Consider the following 25,465-nt stretch of genomic DNA (forward strand, 5'->3'; position numbering starts at 1 on the left):
GGGCTCGCAGGTCAAGGTATTTGCGGGCACGCTACACCCGGCTGCCGAGCAGTGCAGCGCCGAACGCCACGAACACCCCGCCGGTGACGCGGTTGAACATGCGCTGCCGATGCGCAGGCGCCAGCCACGCGGCGAGCGAGCGGCCGCCCAGCGCATAGACCGAGAACCAGAAGGCCTCGATCACCGCGAAGGTGGCAATGAGGATCGCCAGCTGCGGCACGAACGGCCGGCCTACGTCGAGGAACTGCGGGAACAGCGCGGCGGCGAAGACGATCAGCTTGGGGTTGGACAGCCCCGTGCCAAGCCCGGTGAGGTAGCGCGCGCGCACCGTCTGGCGGGCAGGCAGCGGCGCGTCGGCATGCGCGTCCGCCACCGGCGCCCGCCAGGCCTTGATGCCCAGCCACAGCAGATAGGCGACACCGGCATAGCGCAGCACATCGTACAGCCCCGGCGACGCCTTGAGCAGCGCGCCCAGCCCCGCCGCCGAGGCGATCAGGCAGAACAGGTTCGCGCTCATCAGCCCTGCCGTCGTGGGCAGCACGCGGCCGGCGCCCTCGCGGATGCTCTGCACCATCACGTGGAGCATGTTCGGCCCCGGCGTCATCGACACGAAAAACACGGCGGTGACGTAGAGCCACCAGGTCTTCATCGCCACGGAAACCCCTCCCCCGGTTGGAATGAAAAAGGGCGCCGAAGCCAAAGCCTCGACGCCCCATTTTCAGCTTGCGCGCAGGTCCGCTCAGGCGGCCTGGGGCAGTGCCGCCTTCGCCTGCGCGATGATGGCGCTAAATGCCTCACCTTCGTGCATCGCGATGTCGGCCAGGACCTTCCGGTCCAGTTCGACGCCCGCCAGCTTCAGGCCGTGCATGAACTGCGAATAGGTCAGCCCTTCGGCGCGGACACCCGCGTTGATGCGCTGGATCCACAGGGCGCGGAAGCTGCGCTTCTTTACCTTGCGGTCGCGATAGGCGTACTGGCCGGCCTTTTCGACGGCCTGGCGCGCGATGCGGATGGTGTTCTTGCGACGGCCATAATAGCCCTTCGCCTGATCCAAAATCCGCTTATGCTTCGCCTTGGTGGTCGTACCACGCTTTACTCGTGCCATTTTTCAGGGCTCCCTTACTTCAGGCCGTACGGCGCCCACGCGACAACGCGCGCGACGTCTGCATCGGCCAGCACGGAAGTGCCGCGATTGGTACGGATATACTTGGAATTGTGGCTGATCAGGCGGTGACGCTTACCAGCGACGCCGTGCTTGATCTTGCCGGTCGCGGTGAACTTGAAGCGCTTCTTCACACCGCTCTTGGTCTTGAGCTTGGGCATTTTCGTCTCCTTATGGTTCGACGATTGCAGACAGCCGCGGCAGCCCTATTAGCCGGACGGTCCCTCGATCGCGGAAAGGCGGCCCATTAGCCGATGGATCACCGCTTTGCAACCACCCGGGAACCCCGCGCGAGGCCGGGATTTTGACAGTCATGGCTCACCTGGACGCCCCGCTGCTCGCCGCCGACCAGGCACCGCCGCCCCGGCCGGCTCGTGCCATGGGCACACCGCTTGCCGCCACCATCGCCGCCCTCACCAGCATCATCGGTCTGGTGGTGCTGGCCTGGGCCGTCCTGTTCGTTACCAAGGGACGATTCCTCAAGGGTACGTTCGAATCGATCGCGAGCAGCAGCGCCCAGCGCAAGGTGCGGGTAGCGGGCGACTTCCAGCTCTATTTCGCCCCGTTCAACCTGAAGTTCGTGGCCGAGGGGCTCAGCGTCGAGAACCCCGACTGGGCGGGCACCAGCCCGTTCTTCAGCGCCGCGCGAATCGATGCGCGAATCGCCACCTTCTCGCTGCTCGCCCATCAGAAGCGGTTCCAGTGGCTCGGCCTCACCGACGGCCGTATCGATCTGCAATGGGATCGCGACGGCAAGCAGAACAGCTGGACCTTCGGCAGCGGCGGCGGGAAGCCGCTCGAGATGCCGCTGATCCAGCGCGCGCGAATCACCGGCACGCAGATCCGCTACCTCGATCCGCGCCACCAGCTGGACGCGGCGATTCGCGTCGAAAGCGTCGCCGCCGAGGACAATCGCTTCACCGACACGATCCGGTTCGACGGCAACGGCACCGCGCGCGGCGCCCGCTTCACGCTGGCGGGCGCCCTGCTCTCTTCCAACAAGACGCTGGCGGGCGGCGAGAACCGGCTGCGCCTCCATGCGGAGGGGGTGCGCAGCCGCGTCGACATCGCCGGCACCCTGCCCGGCGCGACGGTGCTGGAAGGCGCGAAGCTCCACATGGACCTGCGCGGCCAGAATCTCGCCGACGTGTTCATGGTAGCCGGCATCGCCGTACCTGATACCAGGACGTACCGCCTGACTTCGGTCGTCACCAAGGTGGACGACGAATGGCGCTTCACCGGCATGAAGGGCCGCTTCGGCGACAGCGACCTATCCGGCAAGTTCACGGTGAAGCTGCGCGAGCCGCGGATGCTGCTGACCGCCGACCTGTTCACCCATGTGCTCGACATCGTCGATGCGGGGCCGTTCATCGGCTACAATCCGAATGCGCTCGCCGCCCAGGGCGCGCAGGCGGCGGTGACGCAGGTCTCCGGAACGCCGCGCCTGCTGCCGGATGCGCCGCTGCGGGTGGACGCGCTCAAGAATTTCGACGCCAAGGTGCACTGGCAGGTCCGTACCGTCCGCGCGCCGAACCTGCCGGTGTCGAACATCGAGCTGGGCCTCGACCTCGACGACCGATTGCTGAAGCTGAGCCCGCTCAACTTCAGCCTGGCGCGTGGCACGGTCGCCTCGGACATCAGCATCGACGCGCGGAAGTCGCCGGTGTTCACCACCTATGATATCCGCCTCTCGCCGACGCCGATGGGGGTGCTGCTGGCGGGTTTCGGCGCCGAGCAATCCGGCACCACCGGCATGCTCAAGGCCCGCATCCAGATGCGCGGCAGCGGCAACAGCGTGCGCGATTCGCTGGCCAGCGCCAACGGCCGCATCGCGGTGATCCTGCCCAAGGGCGATTTCTGGACCCGCAATACCGAACTCGCCGAGTTCGACATCGGCACCTTCGTCCAGAAGATGTTCGAGCAGCGGTTGAAAGAGCCGGTGCGGATCAATTGCGGGCTGATCGGCTTCACCGTGCGGGACGGCATCGCAGCGGCGGATCCGATCCTGATCGACACGCAGAAGAACGTGATGCTCGGCCGCGGCGGGTTCAGCTTCAAGAACGAGACGGTCGACCTCGCCTTCCGCGCCGATTCAAAGCGGTTCAGCCTGTTCTCCGGCCAGTCGCCGATCGGCATCGGCGGCTATTTCGCCAAGCCCGCGATCAGCGTGATCAGCCCCGAGCTGGTCGGCCGCGCCGGCGCCGGGCTGGGCCTGGCAATGGCCGCCACGCCGATCGCCGGGGTGCTCGCCTTTGTCGATTTCGGCGATGCCAAGGCCGCCGATTGCGGCCCCGTCCTGTCCGGCGCCAACGCCGCCAACCAGCGCGACGCGAAGGGCCGCCCGCGCGACGATGTCGGCCGCGGCACCACCGCCAAGTCGGAAAGCGGGAAGACAAGCCCGGGTGCGGCGAAGCAACAGCGCAAGAAATTCCTGGGCATCTTCTGATCGCTTGCGCAGGGCGATGCGCCGAGCGCAGGATCGACGGCGATGCTGCGCCTCCTCGCCCTTGCCGCTGCGCTCGCCACGGCGGGGGACGTGCGCCCGCCGCAACGGGTGCGGATCGCCGGCCCGGCTGCGGACGTGTCGGAGGCCCTGCCGCTTCATGTCGGCGGCCGGGTGGAACGCACCGCCCGCGGCTTCCGCCATCAATGGCCGGGCATCTATGTCGAGGCGGCGTTTCGCGGCGGCCGCGTGGTGCTGCGGTTCGAGGACACGGTCAACGAGTGGCGCGCGAGCATCGATGGCGGGCCGGCCATCGCGATCGATCGCCCCGGCAACGCCGATGTGACGATCGACGCCCTCGCACCCGGCCCGCATCGGATACGGCTCGACAAGGTCACCGAGAGCACGGCGCCCGCGCGCTTTGGCGGCTTCTTCGTCGACAAGGGCGGCAGCCTTGCCGCGCCCTCGCCCCGCAAGCGGCAGATCGAGTTCATCGGCGACTCGTCGATGGCCGGCTATGGCGCCCGTTCGGACCGGGTCGATTGCACGCCGGAACAGGTCCGCGCGACGACCGACACGCCCGACGCCTTCGCTGCACTTGCTGCGCAACATTTCGGCGCGGACTACCAGATCAACGCGATCTCCGGTCGCGGGCTGATCCGCAATTTCGGCGGTACCGCGCCGCAGGGGACGATGACCGCGCTATGGCCTCGCCGCCTGCCGGCCGAGCCCGCGCCGTTCGCCGATCCACGCTGGCAGCCGCAGATCGTGATGCTCAAGCTGCAGGCCGATTTCGTCGGCTTCCGTCCCGATGCGCGCTGGCCGACGCTGGACACGCTCGTCGCCGACTATGCCACGCACTATGGCCGCTTCCTTGCGCGGCTGCATGGACGCTATCCGCGTGCGGTGTTCCTCCTGTGGTGGTTCGACACCGCCAGCGCGCCACCCGAGCAGGCGGCGCTGCTGCGATCCGCCGAAGCCCGGATCGGCGCGGCGGCATTGGCAACGGGCGCGCGCGACGTGCTGTTCCTGCCCGTCCCCGCCGGGGAGTTTCGCGCAACCGCTTGCCACGGCCATTACCGGCTGGAGGAACACCGCCGCATCGCCGACTGGCTCTCCCAAGCGATCGAGGCGCATCCGGGGTTCTGGGACGGGCGCTAGGCAATCAAACAGCTAGCGTATCCGTTGTGATCAAGCCCGTTTTGGCGACCGGGCTCAATGCCCGCGGCAGTCCATCGCTTCGAGGATGTCGTCGATCCGCGCCGGATCGCCCGCCGCGATCACCTCGCCATTGCTGCCGGCGTGGAGTGGATCGCCCTGCCAGTCGCACATCCGCCCGCCCGCGCCTTCGATCACCGGCACCAGCGCGGCGAAGTCGTGCAGCTTGAGCCCCGCCTCGACGACGATGTCGAGCCAGCCGCTCGCGACGCAGCCATAATTATAGCAGTCGCCGCCCAGCACCGTGCTCATCACCTTGGCGTCTAGATGCTCGAAGGCGTGGAGCTGGCCGTCGTCGAACAGCGCCGGCGAGGTGGTGCCGAGGATCGCCTGGTTGAGCTCGCGACAGATGCGCGTGCTGGCGGGCTTGCCGTTGAACAGCGTCTGGCGACCGGTCACGCCCAGCCAGCGCTCGCCGATGATCGGCTGGTCGATCACGCCCAGCACCGGCCAGCCCTTGTCGACCAGCGCGATCAGCGTGCCGAACACCGGACGCCCGGCGATGAAGGCGCGGGTACCGTCGATCGGATCGAGCACCCATTGCCGCCCGCTGGTGCCCTCGCGCACCCCGAATTCCTCGCCGATGATGCCGTCCATCGGGCGCTCGGCGATCAGCAGCTTGCGCATCGCCTCCTCGCCGGCGCGATCGGCGAGGGTGACGGGCGAATGGTCCTCCTTCGCCTCGACGCCGTGGTCGGCACGGAAATAGGGGCGGATCGCAGCGCCGGCGGCGTCGGCGAGGCGTGCGGCAAGCGCGATGTCGGTTTGGGAAACGGCCATGCCCCTGCCTACCGGGCGGAATTTGACTCGCCAAGGTCACAAACGCCTGTCACTTCGCCGTTTATGCGTGTGATCGCCGCCCTGCCCCTGCTCGGCCCGTTGTTCGTCGCAGCCCCCGCGCTGGCGCAGGTGCGCGCCGTGCCGGCACAGCCCGCTTCCGAACAGGCGGCGCTGCGCGGCGTCGAGGTGTTCCTGGTCAACGAAACCGACGCCCCGATCGCCGATGCGGGCCCGCGCCAGATCGAAGTGACCGCCACCGACGGCACGCGGCTGATGCTCGAGCGCACGCCGGGCCCGACGCCGACCATCGCTCCCCGCGGGTTCGCCAAGGCACGCTATGTACCGGTGGGCGTGGCGGGCATCGCCATGCCGCCTGCTGCGCAACATCGCCCTGCCGAGATCCCCGAGCAGGAAACGGTGGTGCAGAGCGCGACCGGCAGTTCGGCCGGCGTGCTCGCCCGGTTCGAGCCGCACGAGCCGACCTATGGCGCCTTCGGCCTCGACGACGCCGGCGGCAAGCTGCAGGTCAGCTTCGCCTTCCGCCCCTTCGCCGAGGATGCACCGCTGCAGCTCGGCAACCTGCGCTTCGCCTATACGCAGACGATGTTCTGGGCGCTGAACGAACCCTCCGGCCCCTTCCGCTCGACCAACTACAGCCCGGAACTCTATGCCGACGTGCCGGTGGACGCGACGACGCGGGTGGCACTCGGCTGGCGGCATGATTCGAACGGCCGGGGCGTCACCGATTCGGTGGACATCAACCGCATCTTCGTGCGCGGCGAGAAGACGTTCGACCTGGGCAGCGACTGGCGGCTCGACGTCGCGCCGCAGGCGTGGGTCTATGTCGGCAACAGCGGCACCTTCCACGACATGAAGGCGTATTTCGGCTATACCGGCCTCGCCGCGTCGATCGCGCAGAAGGACGGGATCAAGCTCGCCCTCAGCGCGCGCGGCAATGTGAAGACCGGGCGCGGCGCGGCCGAGGCATTCGTCTCCTATCCCCTGCGCCGGCTGGGCGGAGGGGTCGGCATCTACCTCTTCGGACAGGCATTCACGGGCTATGGCGAGGCGCTAGACCGCTACACCGTCAACGATACGCATGCGCGGATCGGCATCGCCTTGACCCGCTAGCCGCCGCGCGAACACTGACGTAGATACGATGCCAACCAGATCAGGGAGATCGATATGCGCCTGAAGCTCGCCCTTGCCGCCCTTGCCCTGCCCTTCGCGATGATGCCGGCAGATGCGGCGCTCACCCCCGGCGCCAAGGTGCCGCTGTTCACCGCCAAGGGCGCGGTCGCCGGCAAGCCGATCACCGTGGACCTGAAGGCCGCGCTCAAGAAGGGCCCGGTCGTGCTGTATTTCTTCCCGGCCGCCTTCACTTCCGGCTGCAATGCGGAGGCCCATGCCTTTGCCGAAGCCCTGCCCGATTTCACCAAGGCCGGCGCGACCGTGATCGGCATGACCGCCGGCAATATCGACCAGTTGGAGCAGTTCAGCAGCCAGTATTGCGCGGGCAAGTTCGCCGTCGCCGCTGCCTCGCCCGAAGTGGCGCAGGGCTATGACGTCGCAGCCAAGAAGCCCGACGGCACCGTCGCCAAGTTCACCAGCCGCACCAGCTATGTGATCGCGCCCGACGGCAAGGTGCTGTTCGTGCATTCGGACTCGAACCCCGCCGATCACATCCGACTCACGCTCGCTGCGGTACAAAAGTACCGCGCGACTCACCGGAGCTGACCCGAATCGCGCCGGTGCGAAACCGGCGAGCGTGATGCCGATCCGGAGGCATTAATCCTCCGGATCGGAACATGACCGCCGAAGATCGGCACAAGCCTCTGAGTTTCCGCGACAATGTGGACGGATGCTGTTCAGCACCGCTGGATGCGCCGTTCAGGATGAACCAACAAGCAACCAGATATTAGCACTCTCCGCTTATTGCTTCTGCGCAATATAGCGGCCGTCATGCCGTGATTTGCACGGGGGTTAGGAGCGTATGCGCATCGCGCGTGCCGTTCGTTCAGATGCAGAGGGAGAGGAAGGCCGCGCGCTTTTCGAGCGGATCGGCGCGTTCCTCGTCGATCAACGGCTCGCGCCGACGCCGACCAATTATGCCTTCGTCCACCGGCTGTTCACCGAACCCGACGACACGCTCGCCCGTGCCGTGGAGCTGATCACCGAACGCGGCGTGCGGATCACGCCGCGCGACATCCAGACGCTGACCGAGGACCACGCGCCCGAAGGCGCGCAACAATCGCCTGCCGAGCTGAAGGCGCAGACCGAGGGGCTGGTCGCCCGCACCCAGATGCAGGTCGAAGGCTTTGCCGACATGGTGACGGCGATGCGTGCCGAGACCGCCGACTTCGGCCGCGACCTGGTGGCGAGCGCCGAAGCGATCTCGACGGGCGACGACGCCCCCCAGGCGGTCGACGATGTGGTGCGGATCACCGCGGCGATGCTCGATCGCATCCGTGTCGCCGAAGACAAGCTGGAGTCCGCCACGCGCGAAGCCAGCGAACTGCGCGAGAAGCTGGAGGAAGCGCGCGACAATGCTCGCCGCGACCCGCTGACCCAGTTGCCCAACCGCCGTGCGTTCGAGGAAGCCTTCGCCGCCCAGGAAGCCGTGGGCGGCCAGATGTGCATTGCGGTGTGCGACATCGATCATTTCAAGTCGGTCAATGATCGCTTCGGCCACGCCGTGGGCGATCGCGTATTGCGGGTAATAGCCGATGCGCTGAGCCAGTGCTGCCGCGGCCATCTTGTCACGCGCTATGGGGGCGAGGAATTCGCGATCCTGTTCACCAACGTGCCGCTCGACAAGGCCCGCGCGGTGCTCGAACATGCCCGCGGCACGGTGCAGACCAAGCGGTACAAGTTGCGGGACAATGACGCGCCGCTCGGCGAAATCACCTTCTCTGCGGGCCTTACCCCCGTCGAGGCAGGCGAAATGCATCAGACTGCGTTCCACCGCGCCGACCGCCTTCTGTATCTCGCGAAGAACGAGGGGCGGAACCAGGTGAAGACCGGCAGCGCAAGCTATAGCGACTTTTGCCGCTGAGTAGCAAATTTCACCATTTGATGTGGCGCGTAACGCCAACTTGGCATATCCACCCGGCCGCACATCGTTCTATTACAACAACTTAGCAATTTGGCACGCTCCCTGCAAAGTAGCTGGCATCGGCCGCCGGATGGTCCGCCAGCCGAACCACAGGGAGTAAATACCATGACCGCTCGTCTCGTTTCGCTGCACCAGACCGTCGCCGTCAGCGCTGCCGTCCTGCTCACCGCCGCGCTCGTCCTGTTCTCCACGCCCGTGATCCCCGTCGCATGATCACGCTCGAAGCCATGGAGAAGATCAGCATGTTCCGCAGCGTCCTCATCGGCATCGCGTCCTTCGCGATCACCGGCGTGATGATCCTCGGCAGCGGCCTGCAGGGTTCGGGCATTCTCGGCTGACCCTGCCGGCCGCTCCGGCGGCCCATTTTTCAGGAACCCGGGCAGCGTGCCCCCGGTTCTTCCGGCACCCCTCCCCAAGCCCCAGGAGCCGTGCCGATGTCCGACCAGCATATCATTGACCGAGTCCACGAGGATGCGCTCCCCGGTGAGGAGCGCTCCCTCGATCCCAGGCCCCAGTGGCAGCCGCGCTATCGCGGATCGGATCGACTGAAGGACAAGGTGGCCATCGTCACCGGCGCCGATAGCGGGATCGGCCGCGCGGTCGCCGCGCTCTACGCCCGCGAAGGCGCCGATGTCGCCATCGTCTATCTGAACGAGCACCGGGATGCCGAGGACACCGCCGAGGCGGTCCGCGCCGAAGGCCGCCGGGCGATCACGATTCCCGGCGATGTCGGCGACAAGGCGTTTTGCGAGCAGGCCGTCGAACAGGTGATCGCCGAATTCGGCCGCCTCGATATCCTCGTCAACAATGCCGGCGAGCAGCATCCCGACAAGGACATCGTCGACATCACCGAACAGCAGCTCCGCCGCACCTTCCAGACCAACATCTTCGGTATGTTCTTCATGGTGCAGGCCGCCTCGCCGCACCTCAAGGAAGGTGCGACGATCGTCAACTGCACCTCGGTGACGATGTACCAGGGCGAGCCCGAGCTGCTCGATTATAGTTCTACCAAGGGCGCGATCACCGCCTTCACCCGCAGCCTGTCGATGAACCTGATCGAGAAGGGCATCCGCGTGAACGCGGTGGCACCGGGGCCGATCTGGACCCCGCTCAACCCCAGCGGCGGCGCTTCCCCGGAGAAGCTCGAGCATTTCGGCGAGAGCGTGCCGATGGGCCGGCCCGGCCAGCCCAACGAAGTCGCACCGGCCTTCCTGTTCCTTGCGTGCGAGGATTCGAGCTACATGTCCGGCCAGGTGCTCCATCCCAACGGCGGCACCGTGGTGAACGGCTGAGCCGGCGCCGCGCCGGTCTGGATCAGACCGGCGCGGTTTCGCCGACCAGCCCGGTCGGCGCTTCCTCGCCGCGCGAATAGACGCCGGTGAGCAGCCCCGCGGCGAGCACATGCCCCGCCATCGCCTTGACCAGTGCGCTGCGGCCGGGATTCTCGCCGATTGCGCAGCCGGCTCCCAGTGCGAACAGCTGGAACGCATAATTGTGCGGGCCATGGCCGGTCGGCGGATCGGGGGGGAGCCAGCCTTCGCCGAGAAAGCTGTTGCGGCCGACATCCTTGCCCTCGGCATCGCCGCTGCCATCCGCGCGGATCTCGCCTTCCTTGAGGTCGCCGTCGACCGACAGGCCCCAGATCACCGCGTGGACGAGCGGCTGCGGCGCCGGCGCATCGGGATCCTCCACGATCAGCGCCAGGCATTCGGTGCCTTCCGGCACGCCCGTCCAGAACAAGGGCGGCGAGACGCCCTCGCCGTCGGCGGTGAAGCGCTCCGGCAACCGCCCGCCATTGGCAAAGGCCGGGCTGGCGAGGTGCAGCACCTCGAAGCTGCCCAGTTCGGGCTGGACGATGGCCAGCTTGTTGGCGCCGGCACGCAGGCCCTTCAGCGCGCTTCCCAGCCAGTGCGGTATGTGTTCGAGCATCGCGGTCTCTCCCGTTCGGCAGCCAAACGCACCTCCGCCCGCGATTATCCCCGCATTTAGAGGTCGAGCTTCTCGTAATCGGCCGGGGGCGTGATTCCCTCCATCCGCTCGGCGAGCAGCTGGCGGAAGCTCGGGCGGCTCTTCATCCCGATATACCAGCGCTTGGCGAGTTCGTGGCTCTTCCAGTCGATGCCGCCCAGATAGTCGGCGACCGAAATCTGCGCCGCCGCGGTGATGTCGGCAAGGCTCATCGTCGCCCCCGCCAGCCAGGTGCGGTGGTCGAGCAGGTAATCGATATAGTCGAGATGGCCGACCGCAGCCTTCATCGCGTCGCGCAGCACCTTGGCGTCGGGGGGCTGGCGATAGACGATGCGCTTGATCATCCGCTCGTGGAGCAGCGGCGCGGTGATGTCGCTGTAGAAATTATTGTCGAACCACACGACCAGCCGACGGATCTCGGCGCGATCCACCGCCGATCCGTTGAGCAGCGCGTTCTTGCTCACCGTCTCCTCGAAAAATTCGCAGATCACGGTGGAGTCGATCAGCGTCACATGGCGCTCTTCGTCGATCATCACCGGCGTCTGGCCGGTAGGATTGAGGTCGAGAAACTCGTCGCGCCGCTGCCAGGGCGATTCGCGCACCGGCTCATAGGCGATGCCCTTCTCCCCCAGCAGGAGCCGGACCTTGCGCGAAAAGGGACAGAGCGGGAATTGAAGGAGCTGCCACATGGCGAGAAGCCATAAGCAGCGGAAATCGGACGGGGAAGAGCCGTTGTGCCGCGGGTCGCATTTCTATATTTCAAGAAGCATTCTAGAACGGAGCCGCACCATGGCGCTCAGCATCAAGGACGAAGAGACCGACCGGCTGGTGCGCCGCTATGCCCGCGCCAAGGGGGTGAGCTACACCACCGCGATCCGGATGGCCGTGCGGGAGGCAATGGATCGCGATCGCACGAGTACGGACAGCTTTGCCGATCGGCTGAAGCGCGCGCAGGCAGTCGCGGCGGTTGAGCCGCGCAACGATAGAAGCGCCGACGACATTCTGGGATATGATGAGCGCGGCTTGCCGCAGTGATCGCCATCGACACCTCGGCACTGGTTGCCCTGCTCTTCGGCGAGCCAGAAGCGGACCGTATCGCAGCGAGGCTGGATGAAACTGACACCGTGCTGATAGGCGCACCGACGGTGCTGGAATTTCGAATGGTCGTGCTCGGGCAATCTACTCGCGCCGCTGCCGACGCCGGGTCAGCGCTGATCGCCAAGCCGCCGTTCGTGATCGTCCCGTTCGGCGAGGATCACCTGCAGCTAGCCGCCGACGCGTTCGATCGTTTCGGCAAAGGCCGCCATCCCGCGCGGCTCAACTATGGCGACTGCATGGCCTATGCGGTTGCCGCACTGGCGGACTGCCCGCTGCTCTTCAAGGGCGACGACTTCCGTTATACCGACGTGGCCGCCGCCCTCGATTGAGCCCAGCCCTCAAGTCCGTCATTCCGGCGAAAGCCGGTATCCATTGGGGTCTCGATCTCGGCTCTTGCTTAGACGGCGAGGCGAATGGATCCCGGCTTTCGCCGGGATGACCGAGGCGGGGTAACGCCCCCGCCCCTTCCGATCACTCCGCCGCCACCGCCTCGACCGTGTCGCTCAGCGGATGGGCCAGGCGGGTGAGCATTTCCTTCGGCACCACCTGCCAGAACTTGCCCACTTCGCGGTCCCAGTCCTCCAGCAGGCCCTTCGACCATTTGCTGTCGGTTTCCTCGGCATGCGCCTCGACCAGCGCCCTGAGCTTGCCCTCCCAATGGCTGGAGGCCAGCCGCTGCCAGGTAATGTTCTCCGGATTGGCGTGCCGCTCGAAGCTGCCGTCGACGTCGTAGACGAACGCCATGCCGCCGGTCATGCCCGCGCCGAAGTTCATGCCGACGCGGCCGAGCACCACCGCGGTGCCGCCGGTCATATACTCGCAGCCATTCGCCCCGCAGCCCTCGACCACGACATCGGCGCCCGAATTGCGCACCGCGAAGCGCTCGCCCGCCTGGCCTGCGGCGAACAGCCGGCCCGAGGTCGCGCCGTAGAGCACGGTGTTGCCGATGATTGTGTTGTTCCACGATTCGATCGGCGAGCTGACCATCGGCCGCACCACGATCACGCCGCCCGACAGGCCCTTGCCGACATAGTCGTTGGCGTCGCCGAACACTTCGAGCGTGATGCCCTTGCACAGGAACGCACCGAGCGACTGGCCGGCCGAGCCGCGCAGCCGGACATGGACGTGCCCGTCCTGCAGGGTCGACATGCCGAACTTGTTGGTCACCTCGGACGAGAGCCGCGTGCCGACCGCGCGGTGCGTGTTCCGCACCGAATAGGTGAGCTGCATCTTCTCGCCGCGCGCGAACACCGGGGCGGCATCCTTGATCATCTGCGCGTCGAGGCTGTCCGGCACGTCGTTGCGGAAGGTGCTGAGGCTGAACCGGCGCTCGGCATCGTCCGCATCGACCTTGGCGAGAATGGGATTGAGGTCGAGATCGTCGAGATGCTCGGCGCCGCGGCTGACCTGGCGGAGCAGCTCGGTGCGGCCGATCACCTCGTCCAGGCTCTTGAAGCCGAGCTTGGCCAGGATCTCGCGCACTTCCTCGGCGATGAAGGTCATCAGGTTGATGACCTTTTCCGGCGTGCCGACGAACTTGGCGCGCAGCTTCTCGTCCTGGGTGCAGACGCCTACCGGGCAGGTGTTCGAATGGCACTGGCGGACCATGATGCAGCCCATCGCCACCAGGCTCAGCGTGCCGATGCCGAATTCCTCGGCGCCGAGGATCGCGGCGATGACGATATCGCGCCCGGTCTTGAGGCCCCCATCGGTGCGCAGCTTGATGCGGCCACGCAGGCCGTTCAGCGTGAGCGTCTGGTTCACCTCGGACAGGCCCATTTCCCAGGGCGTGCCGGCATATTTGATCGAGGTGAACGGCGACGCACCGGTGCCGCCATTATGGCCGGCGACCAGGATCACGTCGGCATGCGCCTTGGCGACGCCCGCCGCGACGGTGCCGATGCCGGCCGAGCTGACCAGCTTCACGCACACCCGCGCGCGGGGATTGATCTGCTTCAGATCGTAGATCAGCTGCGCCAGATCCTCGATCGAATAGATGTCGTGGTGCGGCGGCGGGCTGATCAGCGTCACGCCCGGCGTCGCATGGCGCAGCTTGGCGATGAACTCGGTCACCTTGAAGCCGGGCAGCTGCCCGCCCTCGCCGGGCTTGGCGCCCTGGGCGACCTTGATCTCGATCTCGTCGCAGGCGTTGAGATATTCCGCCGTCACGCCGAACCGGCCCGAGGCGACCTGCTTGATGCTCGAATTGGCGTTGTCGCCATTCTCATACGGCTTGTAGCGTGCCGAATCCTCGCCGCCTTCGCCCGAGACGGCGCGCGCGCCGATCCGGTTCATCGCGATCGCCAGCGTCTCGTGCGCCTCGGGGCTGAGCGCGCCCAAGGACATGCCCGGCGTCACGAAGCGCTTGCGGATCTCGGTGATCGCCTCGACCTGGTCGATCGGTACGCCCGTTTCCGGGAAGTTGAACTCGAGCAGATCGCGAAGATAGACCGGCGGCAGATCGCGCACCCCGCGCGCGAAGGCGAGGTAGCTCGAATAGCTGTCGTTCGACACCGCGGTCTGCAGCTGGTGCATCAGCTGCGCCGAATAGGCATGCGCCTCGCCGCCCGCGCGCTGACGGTAGAAGCCGCCGACCGGCAGCGTCGCCACGCCGGCATCATAGGCCGCGTCGTGGCGCATCATCGCCGAGAGGTGGAGCGAGGCATAGCCTTCGCCCGAGATCTTGGCCGGCATGCCGGGGAACAGATCGTTCACCAGCGCGCGGCTGAGCCCGACCGCCTCGAAATTATAGCCGCCGCGATACGAGCTGATCACCGCGATGCCCATCTTCGACAGGATCTTGAGCAGCCCCTCGTCGATCGCCTTGCGATGGCGCTTGAGGCAATCGGCGAGGCTGATCTCGCCGAACAGGCCGCGCGCATGGCGATCGGCGATCGCGGCTTCGGCCAGATAGGCGTTCACCGTCGTCGCGCCGACGCCGATCAGCACCGCATAATAATGCGTGTCGAGGCACTCCGCAGTGCGGACGTTGACGCTGGCATAGGAGCGCAGGCCGCGGCGGACGAGGTGCGTGTGCACCGCCGCCGCCGCCAGCACGCCGGCGATCACGGCCTTGTCCGGGCCGCTATGCTCATCGGTGAGGAACAGCTCGGTGCAGCCGGCACGCACTGCCTGCTCGGCCTCGTGGCGGATCCGCTTGATCGCCAGCTTCAGCGATTCGGGATCGCCATCGGCCGGGAAGGTGCAGTCGATCTCGGCGGCGTTGGCGCCGAAATGCGCGCGGAGGCGGTGCCAGTCGGCATTGGTCAGCACCGGGCTTTCCAGCACCAGCACCGGGCTGCCCGCACCTTCATTGTCGAGGATGTTGGCGAGGTTGCCGAACCGCGTCTTGAGCGACATCACATAGCGCTCGCGCAACGGATCGATCGGCGGGTTGGTCACCTGGCTGAAATTCTGCCGGAAGAACTGGCTGATCAGCCGCGACTTGTACGAGATCACCGCGAGCGGCGTATCGTCACCCATCGATCCGATCGCTTCCTTGGCGGTCTCCACCATCGGCGCGAGGATCAGCTCCATGTCCTCCAGCGTCTGGCCGGCGGCGACCTGGCGGCGCGACAGCTCGGCGCGGTCGTAATAGGTCTCGGCCGGCGCCGCGGGCAGGTCGTCGATCGACAGGAAGCCCTGCACCATCGAGGCGTAATCCGCCTCGCTGGCGATCTGGTCCTTGATCGCGCGGTCGTGGAGCAGCTTGCCCTCGTCGAGGTCGACGGCGATCATCTCGCCCGGCCCCAGCCGGCCCTTGGCGACCACGTTCGCCTCGGGCACCGGCACCATGCCGGTCTCCGAGCCGACGATCAGCAGCCCGTCCGAGGTCTGGGTGTAGCGCAAGGGGCGCAGCGCGTTGCGGTCCATGCCCGCCACCGCCCAGCGGCCATCGGTCATCGCCAGCGCGGCGGGGCCGTCCCACGGCTCCATCACCGAGGCGAGATACTGGTACATCGCGGCGTGCGAGGCGGGGGTGTCCTCGTCCTGCTGCCACGCCTCGGGCACCAGCATCAGCTTGGCGGTGGGCGCGTCGCGACCCGAGCGGCAGATCGCCTCGAACACCGCGTCGAGCGCTGCCGTGTCCGACGCGCCGGCCGGGATCACCGGCTTGATGTCCTCGCTCTGCTCGCCGAACGCGATGCTCGCCATCTTGATCTCGTGGCTGCGCATCCAGTTCTGGTTGCCGCGGATCGTGTTGATCTCGCCGTTATGCGCCAGGCAGCGGAACGGCTGCGCCAGCCACCATTGCGGGAAGGTGTTGGTGGAATAGCGCTGGTGGAAGATCGCGACGCGGCTCTCGAAGCGCGAATCCTTGAGGTCCGGATAGAAGTCGGACAGCGATTCGGCGAGGAACAGCCCCTTGTAGATGATCGAGCGGCACGACAGCGAGCAGATGTAGAAGCCGCCGACTTGCGCTGCGATCACCCGCTTCTCGATACGGCGGCGGATCAGGTACAGCTGGCGCTCGAACTCGGCGGCGTCCATCGCATCGGGCTGCGGGCCGGCGATCATGATCTGCTCGATCTCGGGGCGCGTCGCCTGCGCCTTCATGCCGATGACGGAGACGTCGACCGGCACCTGCCGCCAGCCATAGATGGTGTAGCCCGCCTCGATGATCTCGCTCTCGACGATCGTGCGGCAGGTCTCCTGCGCACCCAGATCGGTGCGCGGCAGGAAGATCATGCCCACGGCGAGCTGGTTCGGCAGCACGCGGTGGCCGCTGCCGACGATCTGCTCGTCGAAGAAGCGCAGCGGCAGGTCGACATGGATGCCGGCGCCGTCGCCGGTCTTGCCGTCGGCATCGACCGCGCCGCGGTGCCACACCGCCTTCAGCGCATCGATCGCCGACTGGACGACCCGGCGCGACGACTGGCCGTCGGTCGCCGCGACCATGCCCACGCCGCAGGCATCGCCTTCATATTCGGGGCGGTACATGCCCTCGCGGGCGAGGCGTTCGCGCTCGGCGGCCAGCTTGATGTCGTCCATGGTCTTCCTCGATCTTCGTTCGCGCATCCCCCGAAGAGGACGCGGTGCTTACTTCTTGGCGGGCTGCTCGGCCTTGGTGCCCAGCAGCTTCAGGATCTTCTCGCGTTCTTCCGGCGTCAGGTCGCCCGGCTTGCGCGGCGGCGGCAGGTCCTTGGTGCCCGCCTGGGCCGCCTGCACCAGTGCCGGCATCTGCCGCATGATCTCGGGCATCGCCTCGGCCATCGCCTGCGCCATGTCCGGCCCCATCATCAGCTCCATCGAGCTGCGCGCATAATGGCTGCCGGCCGGCGTGGCGAAGAAGCGCTGGAGCTCCTGCAACTCGGGCAGCGTATATTCGCGCGCATAGGCGCGGGCCAGTGCGACACGCACCTTGGGCTCGAGCGTGGACATCAGCTTGCCCATCTCGCCCATCATCGCGCGCATCATCCGCTGCTGGCGTTCCTTCCAATAGGGATCGTAGATCTCCATCACCTCGCGGAGCGTGGTCTTGCCGAGCCGGGCGACCTCCTCCTCGGTCAACCCGCCGATCTGGGCGAAGTCTCGCATCGGCAACTCGCCGGCGGAGCCGACCATCGACTCCATCATGCGGTTGAAATTCTCGCCCATCATCCGCTGGTACATGCCCTGCGGGATCAGCTTGTCGGAGAGTTCGCGGGCGACCGCGAGGCGGGCGGGATCGGGTGCGGTGACGGTCTGGGCCGAGGCAACGGTCTGGGTCTGGGTCTGGGTCTGGGCCAGCGCCAGCGCCGGCGTGGCGACGAGCGCAAGCACCAAGCAGGCCAATGTCGGACGCATCACTTTACCTTTTCCTTTGCCAGGAACTCGGCCTCGGCGGCCGATCGCGCAGCAACCAGCGCCGGCCCGTTCGCCTTGCTGAGCTGGGCGCCCCACGCCCTGCTGGCTTCGGTGACCTTGGCGTTGACCAGCTGCATCTTCTTCGCCGCCGAACTGGCGCCGAAGGCGGTGATCGCAGGATAATCATCGGCGGTCAGGTCTGACACCGCCGCCTGCACCGCCGTCTTCTGCCCTTCCTCGACGCTGGTCGCACCCTTTTCGAGGAGCGCCGCATTGGCACGGGCACGCATCTTTACGCCGGTGGGGCTTTCGAAGAAGGTGATCGTGTCGACGATCTCTTCCGGCTCCAGTTCGTCGCGCACCACTTCCCCCAGCTGCTCCCGCAGGCTTGGCAGGTCCGCGGTCGCCAGCCGGGCGATTTCCTTCGAGACGCGATCGGCGACGAAATCCTGCATCCCGGGATGCGCGTCGTATCGCGCCTTCACCTCTGCGTTCGCCGCCAGGCTCAACGCGAAAGCCTGGCGGAAGCCGACACCGATCAGCGCTGGTATCTTTGATTCGGGAATGAGCAGGCCGGCCAGTCGCGCCGCGTCGCCGGCCTGCGGCGCACGGGTCTCCGGCGGAGTCTGCGCGAAGGCGAGGCTGGGCGTCCCCAGCGCCATCAGCAGCGCGGCAGCGAGCGGCTTCATGCCAGGCTAGCCGCACGCGCAGGAGCAGCTGCCGCCTTGGCATGCGCCTTCATCCACGCATGCATGTGCGCGGCCACGTCGCGGCCGTCGCGGATCGCCCAGACGACCAGGCTCGCGCCCCGGACGATGTCGCCGGCGGCGAACACGCCGTCCATGCTGGTCATCATCGTCTTGCCGTCGGTGCGCAGCGTGCCCCAGCGGGTGACGCCCAGTTCCTCGGTGCCGAACAGCTTGGGCAGGTCCTCGGGCTCGAAGCCGAGCGCCTTGATGACGAGGTCGGCCGGCATCTGCATCGCCCCGCCCGGATCGACCTCCGGCGCACGGCGGCCCGAGGCGTCGGGCGCGCCCAGCCGCATCTTGGAGGCGCGGACACCGCTCACCTGCTCGGTGCCCTCGAACGCCTCGGGCGCGGAGAGCCAGACGAACTCGACGCCTTCCTCCTCGGCATTGGCGACTTCGCGCTGCGAGCCCGGCATGTTCGCGCGGTCGCGGCGGTAAAGGCACTTCACCGATGCCGCACCCTGGCGGATCGCGGTGCGGACGCAGTCCATCGCCGTATCGCCGCCGCCGATGACGACGACATGCTTGCCGAGCGCGTTGAGGCTGCCGTCCTCGAACGCGGGCACGCTGTCGCCGAAGCTCTTGCGGTTGGAGGCGGTGAGGTAATCGAGCGCATCGACCACGCCCTTCGCACCCACGCCCGGCGCCTTGATGCCGCGGGGCTTGTAGACGCCGGTGGCGACCAGGATCGAATCGTGTCGCTGGCGGAGCTCGCCCAGCGTCGCATCGCGGCCGACCTCGAAATTGCGGTGGAAGACGATGCCGCCCTCCTCCAGCCGCTGGACCCGGCGCATCACGACATCCTTCTCCAGCTTGAAGCCGGGGATGCCATAGGTGAGCAGCCCGCCCGAGCGATCGTAGCGATCGTAGACATGGACGGCATAGCCGTAGCCGCGCAGATATTCGGCGGCAGCGAGACCCGCAGGTCCTGCGCCGATGATGCCGACCGACTGACCGCGGTCGCGCCCGACCTGCACCGGCTCCACCCAGCCCTCGGCCCAGGCGGTGTCGGTGATGAACTTCTCGACCGAGCCGATCGTCACCGCGCCGTGGCCGGAGAATTCGATCACGCAATTGCCTTCGCACAGTCGGTCCTGCGGGCAGATGCGACCGCAGATCTCGGGCATGGTCGAGGTGCTGTTGGAGAGTTGATAGGCTTCCTGCAGCCGCCCTTCGGCGGTCAGGCGCAGCCAGTCCGGGATATGGTTGTGCAGCGGGCAGTGCACCGAACAATAGGGCACGCCGCACTGGCTGCAGCGCCCGGCCTGCGATTCCGCGTCGGGCACCGCATAGCGGTCCGCGATCTCGCGAAAGTCTTCCGCACGCAGCTGGGCGGGGCGCTTTGCCGGATACGCCTGCGCGCGTCCGACGAATTTGAGCATGGGATCGTCAGCCATGCCGACCCCCTACAGGAGGGAGGCCGAACGATAAAGACAGTAATGCTGTCCTATATACTTTTTGGGGCGGAAATATCAGCTCGAAAGCGCGAAAACATCACCCATTAAGGTCCGCTCCGGCCCTATCGCATCGACAGCCAAATCAGCGCGGCAGTTCCCGCAACAATGCGATAGAGTGCAAAGGGCGTGAAGCCATGTTTGCTCACGATGCCGACAAACCATTTGATGACCGCGAGCGCAACGACGAACGCCACGACGAAGCCAACGCCGATCTCACCCCAGCCCACGCCGCTGGTGGCCAGCATCTCGCGATTCTTGAGCAGCTCGAGTGCCGTGGCGCCCAGCATCGTCGGAATGGCGAGGAAGAAGCTGAACTCGGCCGCGGTGCGCCGCTCGACGCCCAGCGACAGCGCACCCATGATCGTCGCGCCCGAGCGACTGACGCCCGGCACCATCGCCAGACACTGGACGAACCCGATGCCGATCACGCGCACCACCGGGATCTCGGCGATGCCGTGGATCGTGGCGGACTTGACCAGCCGCTCGATCACCAGGATCGCGACGCCGCCGACGATCAGCGCCCAGGCGACCACCTTGGGCGCGCCGAGCAGCGCCTCGATATGCTTGTGGAGCGCGAGGCCGATTACCGCGGCGGGGATGAAGGCGATCAGCAGGTTGCGCACGAACCGCAGCGACACCGGGTTCAGCTTCAGAAGCCCTTCGAGCACCGCCCAGAAGGTGCGCCAGTAGAGCACCACCACCGCCAGGATCGAACCGAGCTGGATCACGACGTTGAACATCGCCCAGCGCGCCGAATCATAGCCCATCAGCTCGCTGGCGAGGATCAGGTGCCCCGTCGAGGAAACCGGCAGGAACTCGGTAACGCCTTCGACGATGCCGAGCAGGATCGCCACCAACAGCGTGGTCATGCGGGAGACTCCTTCAGGGGGTCGCGCCGGGCGACCCCCTGCAAGGCGCCGCCCGGCAGGGGGAACGGGATCAGGCGGTCGCGCGGAAGCGGCTGAAGCGGCCGGCCTGGCGGAAACGCACCAGCCAGGTCGGCGCCACCGTCGCCATCGGCGTCGGCGTCACGCCCAGCGCGGCGAGCCCCTCGGCACCCGCCGGCACGACATTATCGGCCTGCAGCATCGCGAACTGGTCGCGGGTGATCGGCGTCCCCGGCAGCGCGGCGATCAGCCCGGCAAGCGAATCGGGAAGCTCCACGAAATGCGGCTTGCGGCCGATCGCGCCGGCGATCCAGCGGAGCAGCGCCGACATGCTCAGCACGTCCGGCCCGCCCAGCGTGTAGGTCTTGCCGCCATGCGCTGCCGGATCGGCGAGCGCCGCGGTGATCGCGTGCGCGACGTCGGCCACGAACACCGGCTGGAACCTGGTCTCGCCGCGGACGACGGGGACGATGTTCAGCGGGGCGCCGGTGATCATCCCGGCGAAGCGGTTCACGAACGCATCCTCGCGACCGAACACGATCGAGGGACGCAGGATCGTGGCACCCGGGAAGGCGGCGAGCACGGCCTGCTCGCCGGCCGCCTTGCTGCGGCCATAGGCGGAGGGCGACGCCGCATCGGCACCCAGCGCCGAGATGTGCACCAGCGCCGCTGCCCCGGCGGCTTTCGCCGCTTCGGCGACGTTGCGCGCGCCGTCGACATGGACCTTCTCGAAATCGCCCGACAGGATGCCGACGAAGTTCACCACGGCGTCGCTGCCCTGCAAGGCGCGGGCGAGCGTTTCGGGCCTGGTGATGTCGCCCACGACGAGCTGGGTCTGTCCCAGATTGCCCTGGGTCTTGAGGAACCAGGCGTCGCGGGGCTTGCGCTCGACGACGCGGACACGCGCGCCGGCGGCGAGCAGCTCCTGCGCCACGTAGCGGCCCAGAAAGCCACCACCGCCGATCAGGGTTACCAGCCGATCCTTCATCTTGCGCCTCATTGCCTCGCCAACGTGCGGCCCCAATGCCGTGCCAAGGGCTAAACGGCAAGCGCGACGCGAAGTCCAACATTTTTCGCAAAAAGTCGTTGACACCCCCCGCGAACCTCCACTAGAGGCGCCGGCCTACCCCGTGCCCAGATGGCGGAATTGGTAGACGCACCAGCTTCAGGTGCTGGCGATCGCAAGGTCGTGGAGGTTCGAGTCCTCTTCTGGGCACCATTTTCCTTCCGAGGAAAATAGACGCCGTTGCGCCGCGGGATGTGGCAGCAGCGAGCTGCTTCGGCTGAACGACCAGCGCTACGTACCACGGCATGCCGTATGCCTCACAGCAGGCGGTGCTGTACGGGCTGTTTGCCGACAGCAGCACCGGTCGCCGATCATTCCTCCCCGCGCAGCCCCGCCGACACCGTGGCAAGATCCGTCGCCGCATCCACCGGGGTGCCGCGCTGGCGCCGCTCGGAGTAGCGATCGACCAGCTGGTCCGCGTGCGGCCGCAGCAGGACGGTGAAGCGTACCAGTTCCTCCATCACATCCACGATACGGTCGTAATAGCTGGACGGCTTCATGCGCCCGGCCTCGTCGAACTCCTGATAGGCCATGGCGATGGAGGACTGGTTCGGAATCGTGAACATCCGCATCCAGCGCCCCAGCAGCCGCAGCGTGTTCACCGCGTTGAACGACTGGGAGCCACCGGACACCTGCATCACGGCCAGCGTGCGGCCCTGGGTCGGACGCATGCCTTTCATCTCCAGCGGGAGATGGTCGATCTGCGCCTTCATGATGCTCGTGACGGCGCCGTGGCGCTCCGGGCTGCACCAGACCTGCCCTTCGGACCATAGCGACAGCGCGCGCAGTTCGCGGACGGCGGGATGGTCGTCGCCGCGGATCTGGTCGGGCAAGGGCAGGTCGGACGGATCGAAGATGCGGGTCTCGGCGCCGAAGTAGCGGAGCAGCCGCGCCGCCTCTTCCACCGCCAGCCGGGAGAAGGAGCGCTCCCGCAGCGAGCCGTAGAGCAGCAGGATACGCGGCGGCGGCTGATCGGTCGCAAGGCCCTGCGCGGGTCGGCGATGGGCGAAGGCCGGGTCGAGCGCCGGCAGCGCATCGGGCTCGGGCAGGATTCGCAGGCGTTCGAAGGTCATCCACCATCCTTGGCGAGGGAGGGACAGGCGGGGCCCGGGCGCCGGGTCACGCGGCTGCCCCGCGCTCGTACCAGCCGCGCGTGCGCTTCGCGATGGCGACCACCGACAGCATCACCGGCACCTCGACGAGCACGCCGACCACCGTCGCCAGCGCGGCGCCCGATTTCAGGCCGAACAGCGAAATGGCGGCCGCTACCGCGAGCTCGAAGAAGTTCGACGCACCAATCAGCGCGGCCGGCGCCGCGACGCACCACGCAACCCCGAAGCGACGGGACAGCCAATAGGCCAGGCCGGCGTTCAGATAGACCTGGAGCAGGATCGGGACGGCGAGCAGCGCGATCACGCCCGGCTGCGCCACGATCTGCTCGCCCTGGAATCCGAACAGCAGCACCAGCGTGGCGAGCAACGCCACCAGCGACACCGGGCCGAGCGTCGCCAGCAGGCGATCCAGCGCGGCTTGCCCGCCATTGGCCAGGATCCCCCGGTGAACCAGCTGCGCCACGATCACCGGTGCGACGATGTAAAGCGCCACCGACAGCAACAGCGTGTCCCAGGGCACCGCGACCGAGGCGACGCCGAGGAGCAGGGCGACCAGCGGGGCGAACAGAAAGACCATGATCAAGTCGTTCAGCGCCACCTGGCTGAGCGTGTAGGTAGGCTCGCCGTCGCACAGGTTGGACCAGACGAACACCATCGCCGTGCAAGGGGCCGCCGCCAGCAGCACCAGTCCGGCGATATAGGCGGGAGGCGAGCCGGACGGCAGCAACGGCGCGAACAGCCAGCCGATGAACACCGCGCCGAGCAGCGCCATCGAGAACGGCTTCACCGCCCAGTTGATGAACAGCGTGACGCCGACGCCCTTCCAGTGCCGCCGGACGGCACCCAGCGCGCCGAAGTCGATCTTGAGCAGCATGGGGATGATCATCAGCCAGATCAGGCCCGCCACCACCAAGTTGACATGGGCGAGCTCCGCACCGGCGATGGTGCCGAACAGCGCCGGCAGCAGGCGGCCCAGGCCGATGCCCGCGACGATGCAGAGCGCCACCCACAGGCTGAGATAGCGCTCGAAAACGCCCATCGCGGGACGCGGCGGGCGCCCGGCCGCCACCTCCCCTGCCATCAGCCGACCCTCGTGCCGCTGGCGTCGATCACCTGCTCCCCATCCTCCTTCGCAAAGGCGCCGCGCTGCGCGGTCGGCAGCAGGTCCAGCACCGCTTCGGACGGACGGCACAGCTTCACGCCCAGCGGGCTCACGACCAGCGGACGGTTGATCAGGATCGGATGGGCCATCATCGCATCGATGAGCGCGTCGTCCGCCAGCCCCGCATCGGCCAGGCCCAGCGCCTCGAAGGGCGCGCCCTTGTCCCGCAGGAGCTGCCGCGGAGTGAGCCCGGCCCGCGCGATCAGCGCGATCAGGAGCGGTCGTGCCGGCGGCGTCTTCAGATACTCGACGATATGCGGCTCGATGCCCGCATTGCGGATCATCGCCAGGGCATTGCGGGACGTGCCGCATTCCGGGTTGTGGTAGATGATGACGTCCATGGACATGGCGTGCTCCTTCAGCAGCAGGCGAGTTCGGCAGCGAGCGGCTCGCACAGCTCCGGGCGTCCCTGGCAGCAGTCCTTGGCCAGGAAGAGCGTGAGCACCCGAAGGCGCCCGAGATTGGCCCGATAGACGATCGACCGGCTCCTGCGCTCCGCCGTCACCAGCCCGGCGCGGGCGAGCACGGCGAGGTGCGTCGACATGGTGTTCTGGGGCACCCCCATCTGCCGCGCGATTTCCCCCGCAGGAAGGCCTTCGGGTTCATGTCGGACGAGCAGGCGGAAGGCATCGAGGCGCGTTGCCTGCGCCAATCCGGCCAATGCTGCGGTGGCGGAATCCATATCCATATATCGGGAATAACCGATTCCATTGCGCAGGTCGAGGGGAATGCGGCGACCGGCCCGCTGCGTCGAGCGACGTGCGGGCCGGCCTTGCTCCGTACCGGCGATCAGCGCGTGGGCGTCGCGCCCGGCGACGGCGCAGGGGGCACTGCCGCCGCTGCAGGGCCTGCGACGGGTGCAGCGGCTGCGGGTGGCGGAACGCTGGCGGGCATGGGCGGCACGATGCCCGGCGGCGGCGGCGGCGGCGGCGGCGGCGGCGGAGCATTCGGGCCAGCAGGCGGCGGCGGTGGCGGGGTGCCGGGTCCGCCCCGCCGATGCGGCGGCGGCGCTCCCACCGCTTGCACCTGCCCTGCGCCGTCCACGAGATAGGAAGCGTGCAGTTGGCCGTCGACATAGCGGCCCTGCACCGTCAACATGCTGCCCGACTGCACGCCCTCCCCGGCGGGCCCGACATCCACCAGCGTGCGCCCGGAACCGTCCTGCAGCACGAAGCGATCGCCATAGACCTCTGCCACGCGGCCCTTCACCGTCACGATCCCGCTGGCCTGCGACAGCCGCGCGACCGCCGTGGGCACCGTCGGCGCCATCTCCACCGACGGCCGGGTCATCTGCACCGCGCCCGCGCCGCCCGCCGCGCCCAGTGCCAGCAGCGCCGCCGCGGCGAGCGTCCGCCGGTTGCGCGACGACCAAACTCGGTTCTTCCACTCGGACATGCCATCTACTCCTCTTGGGTGTTCGATGGGACCGGCCTAGCGAATCGCTCCCGACCGGCGCTGAAC

26 protein-coding genes and 1 tRNA gene are annotated in these 25,465 nt (G+C 67.5%); 10 read left to right on the plus strand and 17 right to left on the minus strand.

Annotated elements, in window-relative coordinates; genetic code table 11:
- Positions 1-31: 31 nt before the first annotated feature.
- The 3 genes from SPI01S_RS08480 to rpmI all read right to left on the minus strand — a co-directional run bounded on the left by SPI01S_RS08480 (position 32) and on the right by rpmI (position 1,323).
- Complete coding sequence (locus SPI01S_RS08480; protein WP_066721142.1) at positions 32-649, minus strand: LysE family translocator; 618 nt, start codon at positions 647-649, stop codon at positions 32-34.
- A 90-nt stretch (positions 650-739) separates the two neighbouring features.
- Positions 740-1,105, minus strand: coding sequence for a 50S ribosomal protein L20 (rplT, locus tag SPI01S_RS08485; RefSeq protein ID WP_066721145.1), 366 nt, complete (start codon positions 1,103-1,105; stop codon positions 740-742).
- 14 nt (positions 1,106-1,119) lie between these two features.
- Entirely contained in the window at positions 1,120-1,323 is a 204-nt protein-coding gene (rpmI, locus tag SPI01S_RS08490; protein ID WP_066721148.1) for a 50S ribosomal protein L35, read from the minus strand.
- Positions 1,324-1,475: 152 nt separating this feature from the next.
- Between rpmI and SPI01S_RS08495 the strand changes: the two genes are divergently transcribed.
- Entirely contained in the window at positions 1,476-3,608 is a 2,133-nt protein-coding gene (locus tag SPI01S_RS08495; protein ID WP_066721150.1) for an AsmA family protein, read from the plus strand.
- Between the two features lie 42 nt (positions 3,609-3,650).
- The gene (locus SPI01S_RS08500) at positions 3,651-4,766 is read left to right on the plus strand and encodes an SGNH/GDSL hydrolase family protein (RefSeq protein WP_066721153.1); all 1,116 of its coding nucleotides are present in this window, start codon (positions 3,651-3,653) and stop codon (positions 4,764-4,766) included.
- A 54-nt stretch (positions 4,767-4,820) separates the two neighbouring features.
- Here the strand turns inward: SPI01S_RS08500 and hisN are convergent, their stop codons facing one another.
- On the minus strand, positions 4,821-5,603 hold the full coding sequence (gene hisN, locus SPI01S_RS08505) for a histidinol-phosphatase (protein ID WP_066721156.1): 783 nt from the start codon (positions 5,601-5,603) through the stop codon (positions 4,821-4,823).
- Between the two features lie 63 nt (positions 5,604-5,666).
- Here hisN and SPI01S_RS08510 point away from each other — a divergent pair, with 63 nt between their 5' ends.
- The 5 genes from SPI01S_RS08510 (at position 5,667) to SPI01S_RS08525 (ending at position 10,010) form a co-directional block, all read left to right on the plus strand.
- Positions 5,667-6,734, plus strand: a complete 1,068-nt coding sequence (locus SPI01S_RS08510; RefSeq protein WP_245653516.1) for a phospholipase A — start codon at positions 5,667-5,669, stop codon at positions 6,732-6,734.
- A 54-nt stretch (positions 6,735-6,788) separates the two neighbouring features.
- Positions 6,789-7,340, plus strand: a complete 552-nt coding sequence (locus SPI01S_RS08515; protein ID WP_066721157.1) for a peroxiredoxin — start codon at positions 6,789-6,791, stop codon at positions 7,338-7,340.
- A 256-nt stretch (positions 7,341-7,596) separates the two neighbouring features.
- A complete protein-coding gene (locus tag SPI01S_RS08520; RefSeq protein WP_066721159.1) occupies positions 7,597-8,658 on the plus strand; it encodes a GGDEF domain-containing protein in 1,062 nt (353 codons plus the stop codon).
- 269 nt (positions 8,659-8,927) lie between these two features.
- Complete coding sequence (locus SPI01S_RS23235; RefSeq protein ID WP_281179433.1) at positions 8,928-9,056, plus strand: hypothetical protein; 129 nt, start codon at positions 8,928-8,930, stop codon at positions 9,054-9,056.
- A 96-nt stretch (positions 9,057-9,152) separates the two neighbouring features.
- Positions 9,153-10,010: an SDR family oxidoreductase gene (locus SPI01S_RS08525; protein ID WP_066721471.1), complete on the plus strand. Its 858-nt coding sequence runs from the start codon at positions 9,153-9,155 to the stop codon at positions 10,008-10,010.
- A 22-nt stretch (positions 10,011-10,032) separates the two neighbouring features.
- Here the strand turns inward: SPI01S_RS08525 and SPI01S_RS08530 are convergent, their stop codons facing one another.
- Together SPI01S_RS08530 and SPI01S_RS08535 are read right to left on the minus strand one after the other, a co-directional pair.
- Positions 10,033-10,647 carry a YbhB/YbcL family Raf kinase inhibitor-like protein gene (locus SPI01S_RS08530; RefSeq protein WP_066721167.1) on the minus strand — a complete coding sequence of 205 codons (615 nt, stop codon included), beginning with the start codon at positions 10,645-10,647 and terminating at the stop codon, positions 10,033-10,035.
- A 56-nt stretch (positions 10,648-10,703) separates the two neighbouring features.
- Positions 10,704-11,375 carry a glutathione S-transferase family protein gene (locus SPI01S_RS08535; protein WP_066721170.1) on the minus strand — a complete coding sequence of 224 codons (672 nt, stop codon included), beginning with the start codon at positions 11,373-11,375 and terminating at the stop codon, positions 10,704-10,706.
- A gap of 100 nt (positions 11,376-11,475) precedes the next feature.
- Here SPI01S_RS08535 and SPI01S_RS08540 point away from each other — a divergent pair, with 100 nt between their 5' ends.
- Both SPI01S_RS08540 and SPI01S_RS08545 read left to right on the plus strand, forming a co-directional pair.
- The gene (locus SPI01S_RS08540; RefSeq protein ID WP_066721173.1) at positions 11,476-11,721 is read left to right on the plus strand and encodes a type II toxin-antitoxin system VapB family antitoxin; all 246 of its coding nucleotides are present in this window, start codon (positions 11,476-11,478) and stop codon (positions 11,719-11,721) included.
- Positions 11,718-12,113, plus strand: coding sequence for a type II toxin-antitoxin system VapC family toxin (locus SPI01S_RS08545; protein ID WP_066721176.1), 396 nt, complete (start codon positions 11,718-11,720; stop codon positions 12,111-12,113). The genes SPI01S_RS08540 and SPI01S_RS08545 overlap by 4 nt, the downstream gene beginning before the upstream one ends.
- 142 nt (positions 12,114-12,255) lie before the next feature.
- Here the strand turns inward: SPI01S_RS08545 and gltB are convergent, their stop codons facing one another.
- From gltB to SPI01S_RS08575, 6 genes are all read right to left on the minus strand, one after another.
- On the minus strand, positions 12,256-16,776 hold the full coding sequence (gene gltB / locus SPI01S_RS08550) for a glutamate synthase large subunit (protein WP_066721181.1): 4,521 nt from the start codon (positions 16,774-16,776) through the stop codon (positions 12,256-12,258).
- A gap of 48 nt (positions 16,777-16,824) precedes the next feature.
- Positions 16,825-17,571, minus strand: coding sequence for a DUF2059 domain-containing protein (locus SPI01S_RS08555; RefSeq protein ID WP_066721183.1), 747 nt, complete (start codon positions 17,569-17,571; stop codon positions 16,825-16,827).
- Positions 17,571-18,260, minus strand: coding sequence for a hypothetical protein (locus SPI01S_RS08560; RefSeq protein WP_066721185.1), 690 nt, complete (start codon positions 18,258-18,260; stop codon positions 17,571-17,573). Before SPI01S_RS08560 ends, SPI01S_RS08555 begins: the two co-directional genes overlap by 1 nt.
- A complete protein-coding gene (locus SPI01S_RS08565) occupies positions 18,257-19,717 on the minus strand; it encodes an NAD(P)-dependent oxidoreductase (protein ID WP_066721187.1) in 1,461 nt (486 codons plus the stop codon). Before SPI01S_RS08565 ends, SPI01S_RS08560 begins: the two co-directional genes overlap by 4 nt.
- A 122-nt stretch (positions 19,718-19,839) precedes the next feature.
- Complete coding sequence (locus SPI01S_RS08570) at positions 19,840-20,646, minus strand: undecaprenyl-diphosphate phosphatase (RefSeq protein WP_066721189.1); 807 nt, start codon at positions 20,644-20,646, stop codon at positions 19,840-19,842.
- 70 nt (positions 20,647-20,716) lie between these two features.
- The gene (locus tag SPI01S_RS08575) at positions 20,717-21,652 is read right to left on the minus strand and encodes a complex I NDUFA9 subunit family protein (RefSeq protein WP_066721472.1); all 936 of its coding nucleotides are present in this window, start codon (positions 21,650-21,652) and stop codon (positions 20,717-20,719) included.
- A gap of 144 nt (positions 21,653-21,796) precedes the next feature.
- Here SPI01S_RS08575 and SPI01S_RS08580 point away from each other — a divergent pair.
- A tRNA-Leu gene (locus SPI01S_RS08580) sits at positions 21,797-21,883 on the plus strand.
- Positions 21,884-22,041: 158 nt separating this feature from the next.
- Here SPI01S_RS08580 and arsH read toward each other — a convergent pair.
- The 5 genes from arsH to SPI01S_RS22210 all read right to left on the minus strand — a co-directional run bounded on the left by arsH (position 22,042) and on the right by SPI01S_RS22210 (position 25,399).
- Entirely contained in the window at positions 22,042-22,803 is a 762-nt protein-coding gene (gene arsH, locus SPI01S_RS08585) for an arsenical resistance protein ArsH (protein WP_066721199.1), read from the minus strand.
- A 46-nt stretch (positions 22,804-22,849) separates the two neighbouring features.
- Complete coding sequence (gene arsB / locus SPI01S_RS08590) at positions 22,850-23,923, minus strand: ACR3 family arsenite efflux transporter (RefSeq protein ID WP_066721201.1); 1,074 nt, start codon at positions 23,921-23,923, stop codon at positions 22,850-22,852.
- Entirely contained in the window at positions 23,923-24,351 is a 429-nt protein-coding gene (gene arsC / locus SPI01S_RS08595) for an arsenate reductase (glutaredoxin) (protein WP_066721203.1), read from the minus strand. The genes arsB and arsC overlap by 1 nt, the downstream gene beginning before the upstream one ends.
- An 11-nt stretch (positions 24,352-24,362) precedes the next feature.
- Positions 24,363-24,692 (minus strand): ArsR/SmtB family transcription factor, encoded by a 330-nt coding sequence (locus SPI01S_RS08600; protein WP_084253335.1) that lies wholly within the window; start codon positions 24,690-24,692, stop codon positions 24,363-24,365.
- A gap of 101 nt (positions 24,693-24,793) precedes the next feature.
- The gene (locus SPI01S_RS22210; RefSeq protein ID WP_157084614.1) at positions 24,794-25,399 is read right to left on the minus strand and encodes a hypothetical protein; all 606 of its coding nucleotides are present in this window, start codon (positions 25,397-25,399) and stop codon (positions 24,794-24,796) included.
- Positions 25,400-25,465 lie beyond the last annotated feature (66 nt).

The organism is Sphingomonas pituitosa NBRC 102491 (genome assembly GCF_001598435.1).
GTDB lineage: Bacteria > Pseudomonadota > Alphaproteobacteria > Sphingomonadales > Sphingomonadaceae > Sphingomonas > Sphingomonas pituitosa.

Bases quoted from the DNA above. Each gene is read 5' to 3' on its own strand.
- SPI01S_RS08540 (WP_066721173.1), top strand. From the start codon at position 11,476: ATGGCGCTCAGCATCAAGGACGAAGAGACCGACCGGCTGGTGCGCCGC.
- SPI01S_RS22210 (WP_157084614.1), bottom strand. From the start codon at position 25,399: ATGTCCGAGTGGAAGAACCGAGTTTGGTCGTCGCGCAACCGGCGGACG.
- SPI01S_RS08535 (WP_066721170.1), bottom strand. From the start codon at position 11,375: ATGTGGCAGCTCCTTCAATTCCCGCTCTGTCCCTTTTCGCGCAAGGTC.
- SPI01S_RS08570 (WP_066721189.1), bottom strand. From the start codon at position 20,646: ATGACCACGCTGTTGGTGGCGATCCTGCTCGGCATCGTCGAAGGCGTT.
- SPI01S_RS08530 (WP_066721167.1), bottom strand. From the start codon at position 10,647: ATGCTCGAACACATACCGCACTGGCTGGGAAGCGCGCTGAAGGGCCTG.
- SPI01S_RS08495 (WP_066721150.1), top strand. From the start codon at position 1,476: ATGGCTCACCTGGACGCCCCGCTGCTCGCCGCCGACCAGGCACCGCCG.
- rplT (WP_066721145.1), bottom strand. From the start codon at position 1,105: ATGGCACGAGTAAAGCGTGGTACGACCACCAAGGCGAAGCATAAGCGG.
- SPI01S_RS23235 (WP_281179433.1), top strand. From the start codon at position 8,928: ATGATCACGCTCGAAGCCATGGAGAAGATCAGCATGTTCCGCAGCGTC.
- arsH (WP_066721199.1), bottom strand. From the start codon at position 22,803: ATGACCTTCGAACGCCTGCGAATCCTGCCCGAGCCCGATGCGCTGCCG.
- SPI01S_RS08510 (WP_245653516.1), top strand. From the start codon at position 5,667: ATGCGTGTGATCGCCGCCCTGCCCCTGCTCGGCCCGTTGTTCGTCGCA.
- SPI01S_RS08500 (WP_066721153.1), top strand. From the start codon at position 3,651: ATGCTGCGCCTCCTCGCCCTTGCCGCTGCGCTCGCCACGGCGGGGGAC.
- rpmI (WP_066721148.1), bottom strand. From the start codon at position 1,323: ATGCCCAAGCTCAAGACCAAGAGCGGTGTGAAGAAGCGCTTCAAGTTC.
- SPI01S_RS08520 (WP_066721159.1), top strand. From the start codon at position 7,597: ATGCGCATCGCGCGTGCCGTTCGTTCAGATGCAGAGGGAGAGGAAGGC.
- SPI01S_RS08600 (WP_084253335.1), bottom strand. From the start codon at position 24,692: ATGGATATGGATTCCGCCACCGCAGCATTGGCCGGATTGGCGCAGGCA.
- SPI01S_RS08560 (WP_066721185.1), bottom strand. From the start codon at position 18,260: ATGAAGCCGCTCGCTGCCGCGCTGCTGATGGCGCTGGGGACGCCCAGC.
- SPI01S_RS08565 (WP_066721187.1), bottom strand. From the start codon at position 19,717: ATGGCTGACGATCCCATGCTCAAATTCGTCGGACGCGCGCAGGCGTAT.
- SPI01S_RS08525 (WP_066721471.1), top strand. From the start codon at position 9,153: ATGTCCGACCAGCATATCATTGACCGAGTCCACGAGGATGCGCTCCCC.
- hisN (WP_066721156.1), bottom strand. From the start codon at position 5,603: ATGGCCGTTTCCCAAACCGACATCGCGCTTGCCGCACGCCTCGCCGAC.
- SPI01S_RS08555 (WP_066721183.1), bottom strand. From the start codon at position 17,571: ATGCGTCCGACATTGGCCTGCTTGGTGCTTGCGCTCGTCGCCACGCCG.
- arsB (WP_066721201.1), bottom strand. From the start codon at position 23,923: ATGGCAGGGGAGGTGGCGGCCGGGCGCCCGCCGCGTCCCGCGATGGGC.
- arsC (WP_066721203.1), bottom strand. From the start codon at position 24,351: ATGTCCATGGACGTCATCATCTACCACAACCCGGAATGCGGCACGTCC.
- SPI01S_RS08480 (WP_066721142.1), bottom strand. From the start codon at position 649: ATGAAGACCTGGTGGCTCTACGTCACCGCCGTGTTTTTCGTGTCGATG.
- SPI01S_RS08515 (WP_066721157.1), top strand. From the start codon at position 6,789: ATGCGCCTGAAGCTCGCCCTTGCCGCCCTTGCCCTGCCCTTCGCGATG.
- gltB (WP_066721181.1), bottom strand. From the start codon at position 16,776: ATGGACGACATCAAGCTGGCCGCCGAGCGCGAACGCCTCGCCCGCGAG.
- SPI01S_RS08575 (WP_066721472.1), bottom strand. From the start codon at position 21,652: ATGAAGGATCGGCTGGTAACCCTGATCGGCGGTGGTGGCTTTCTGGGC.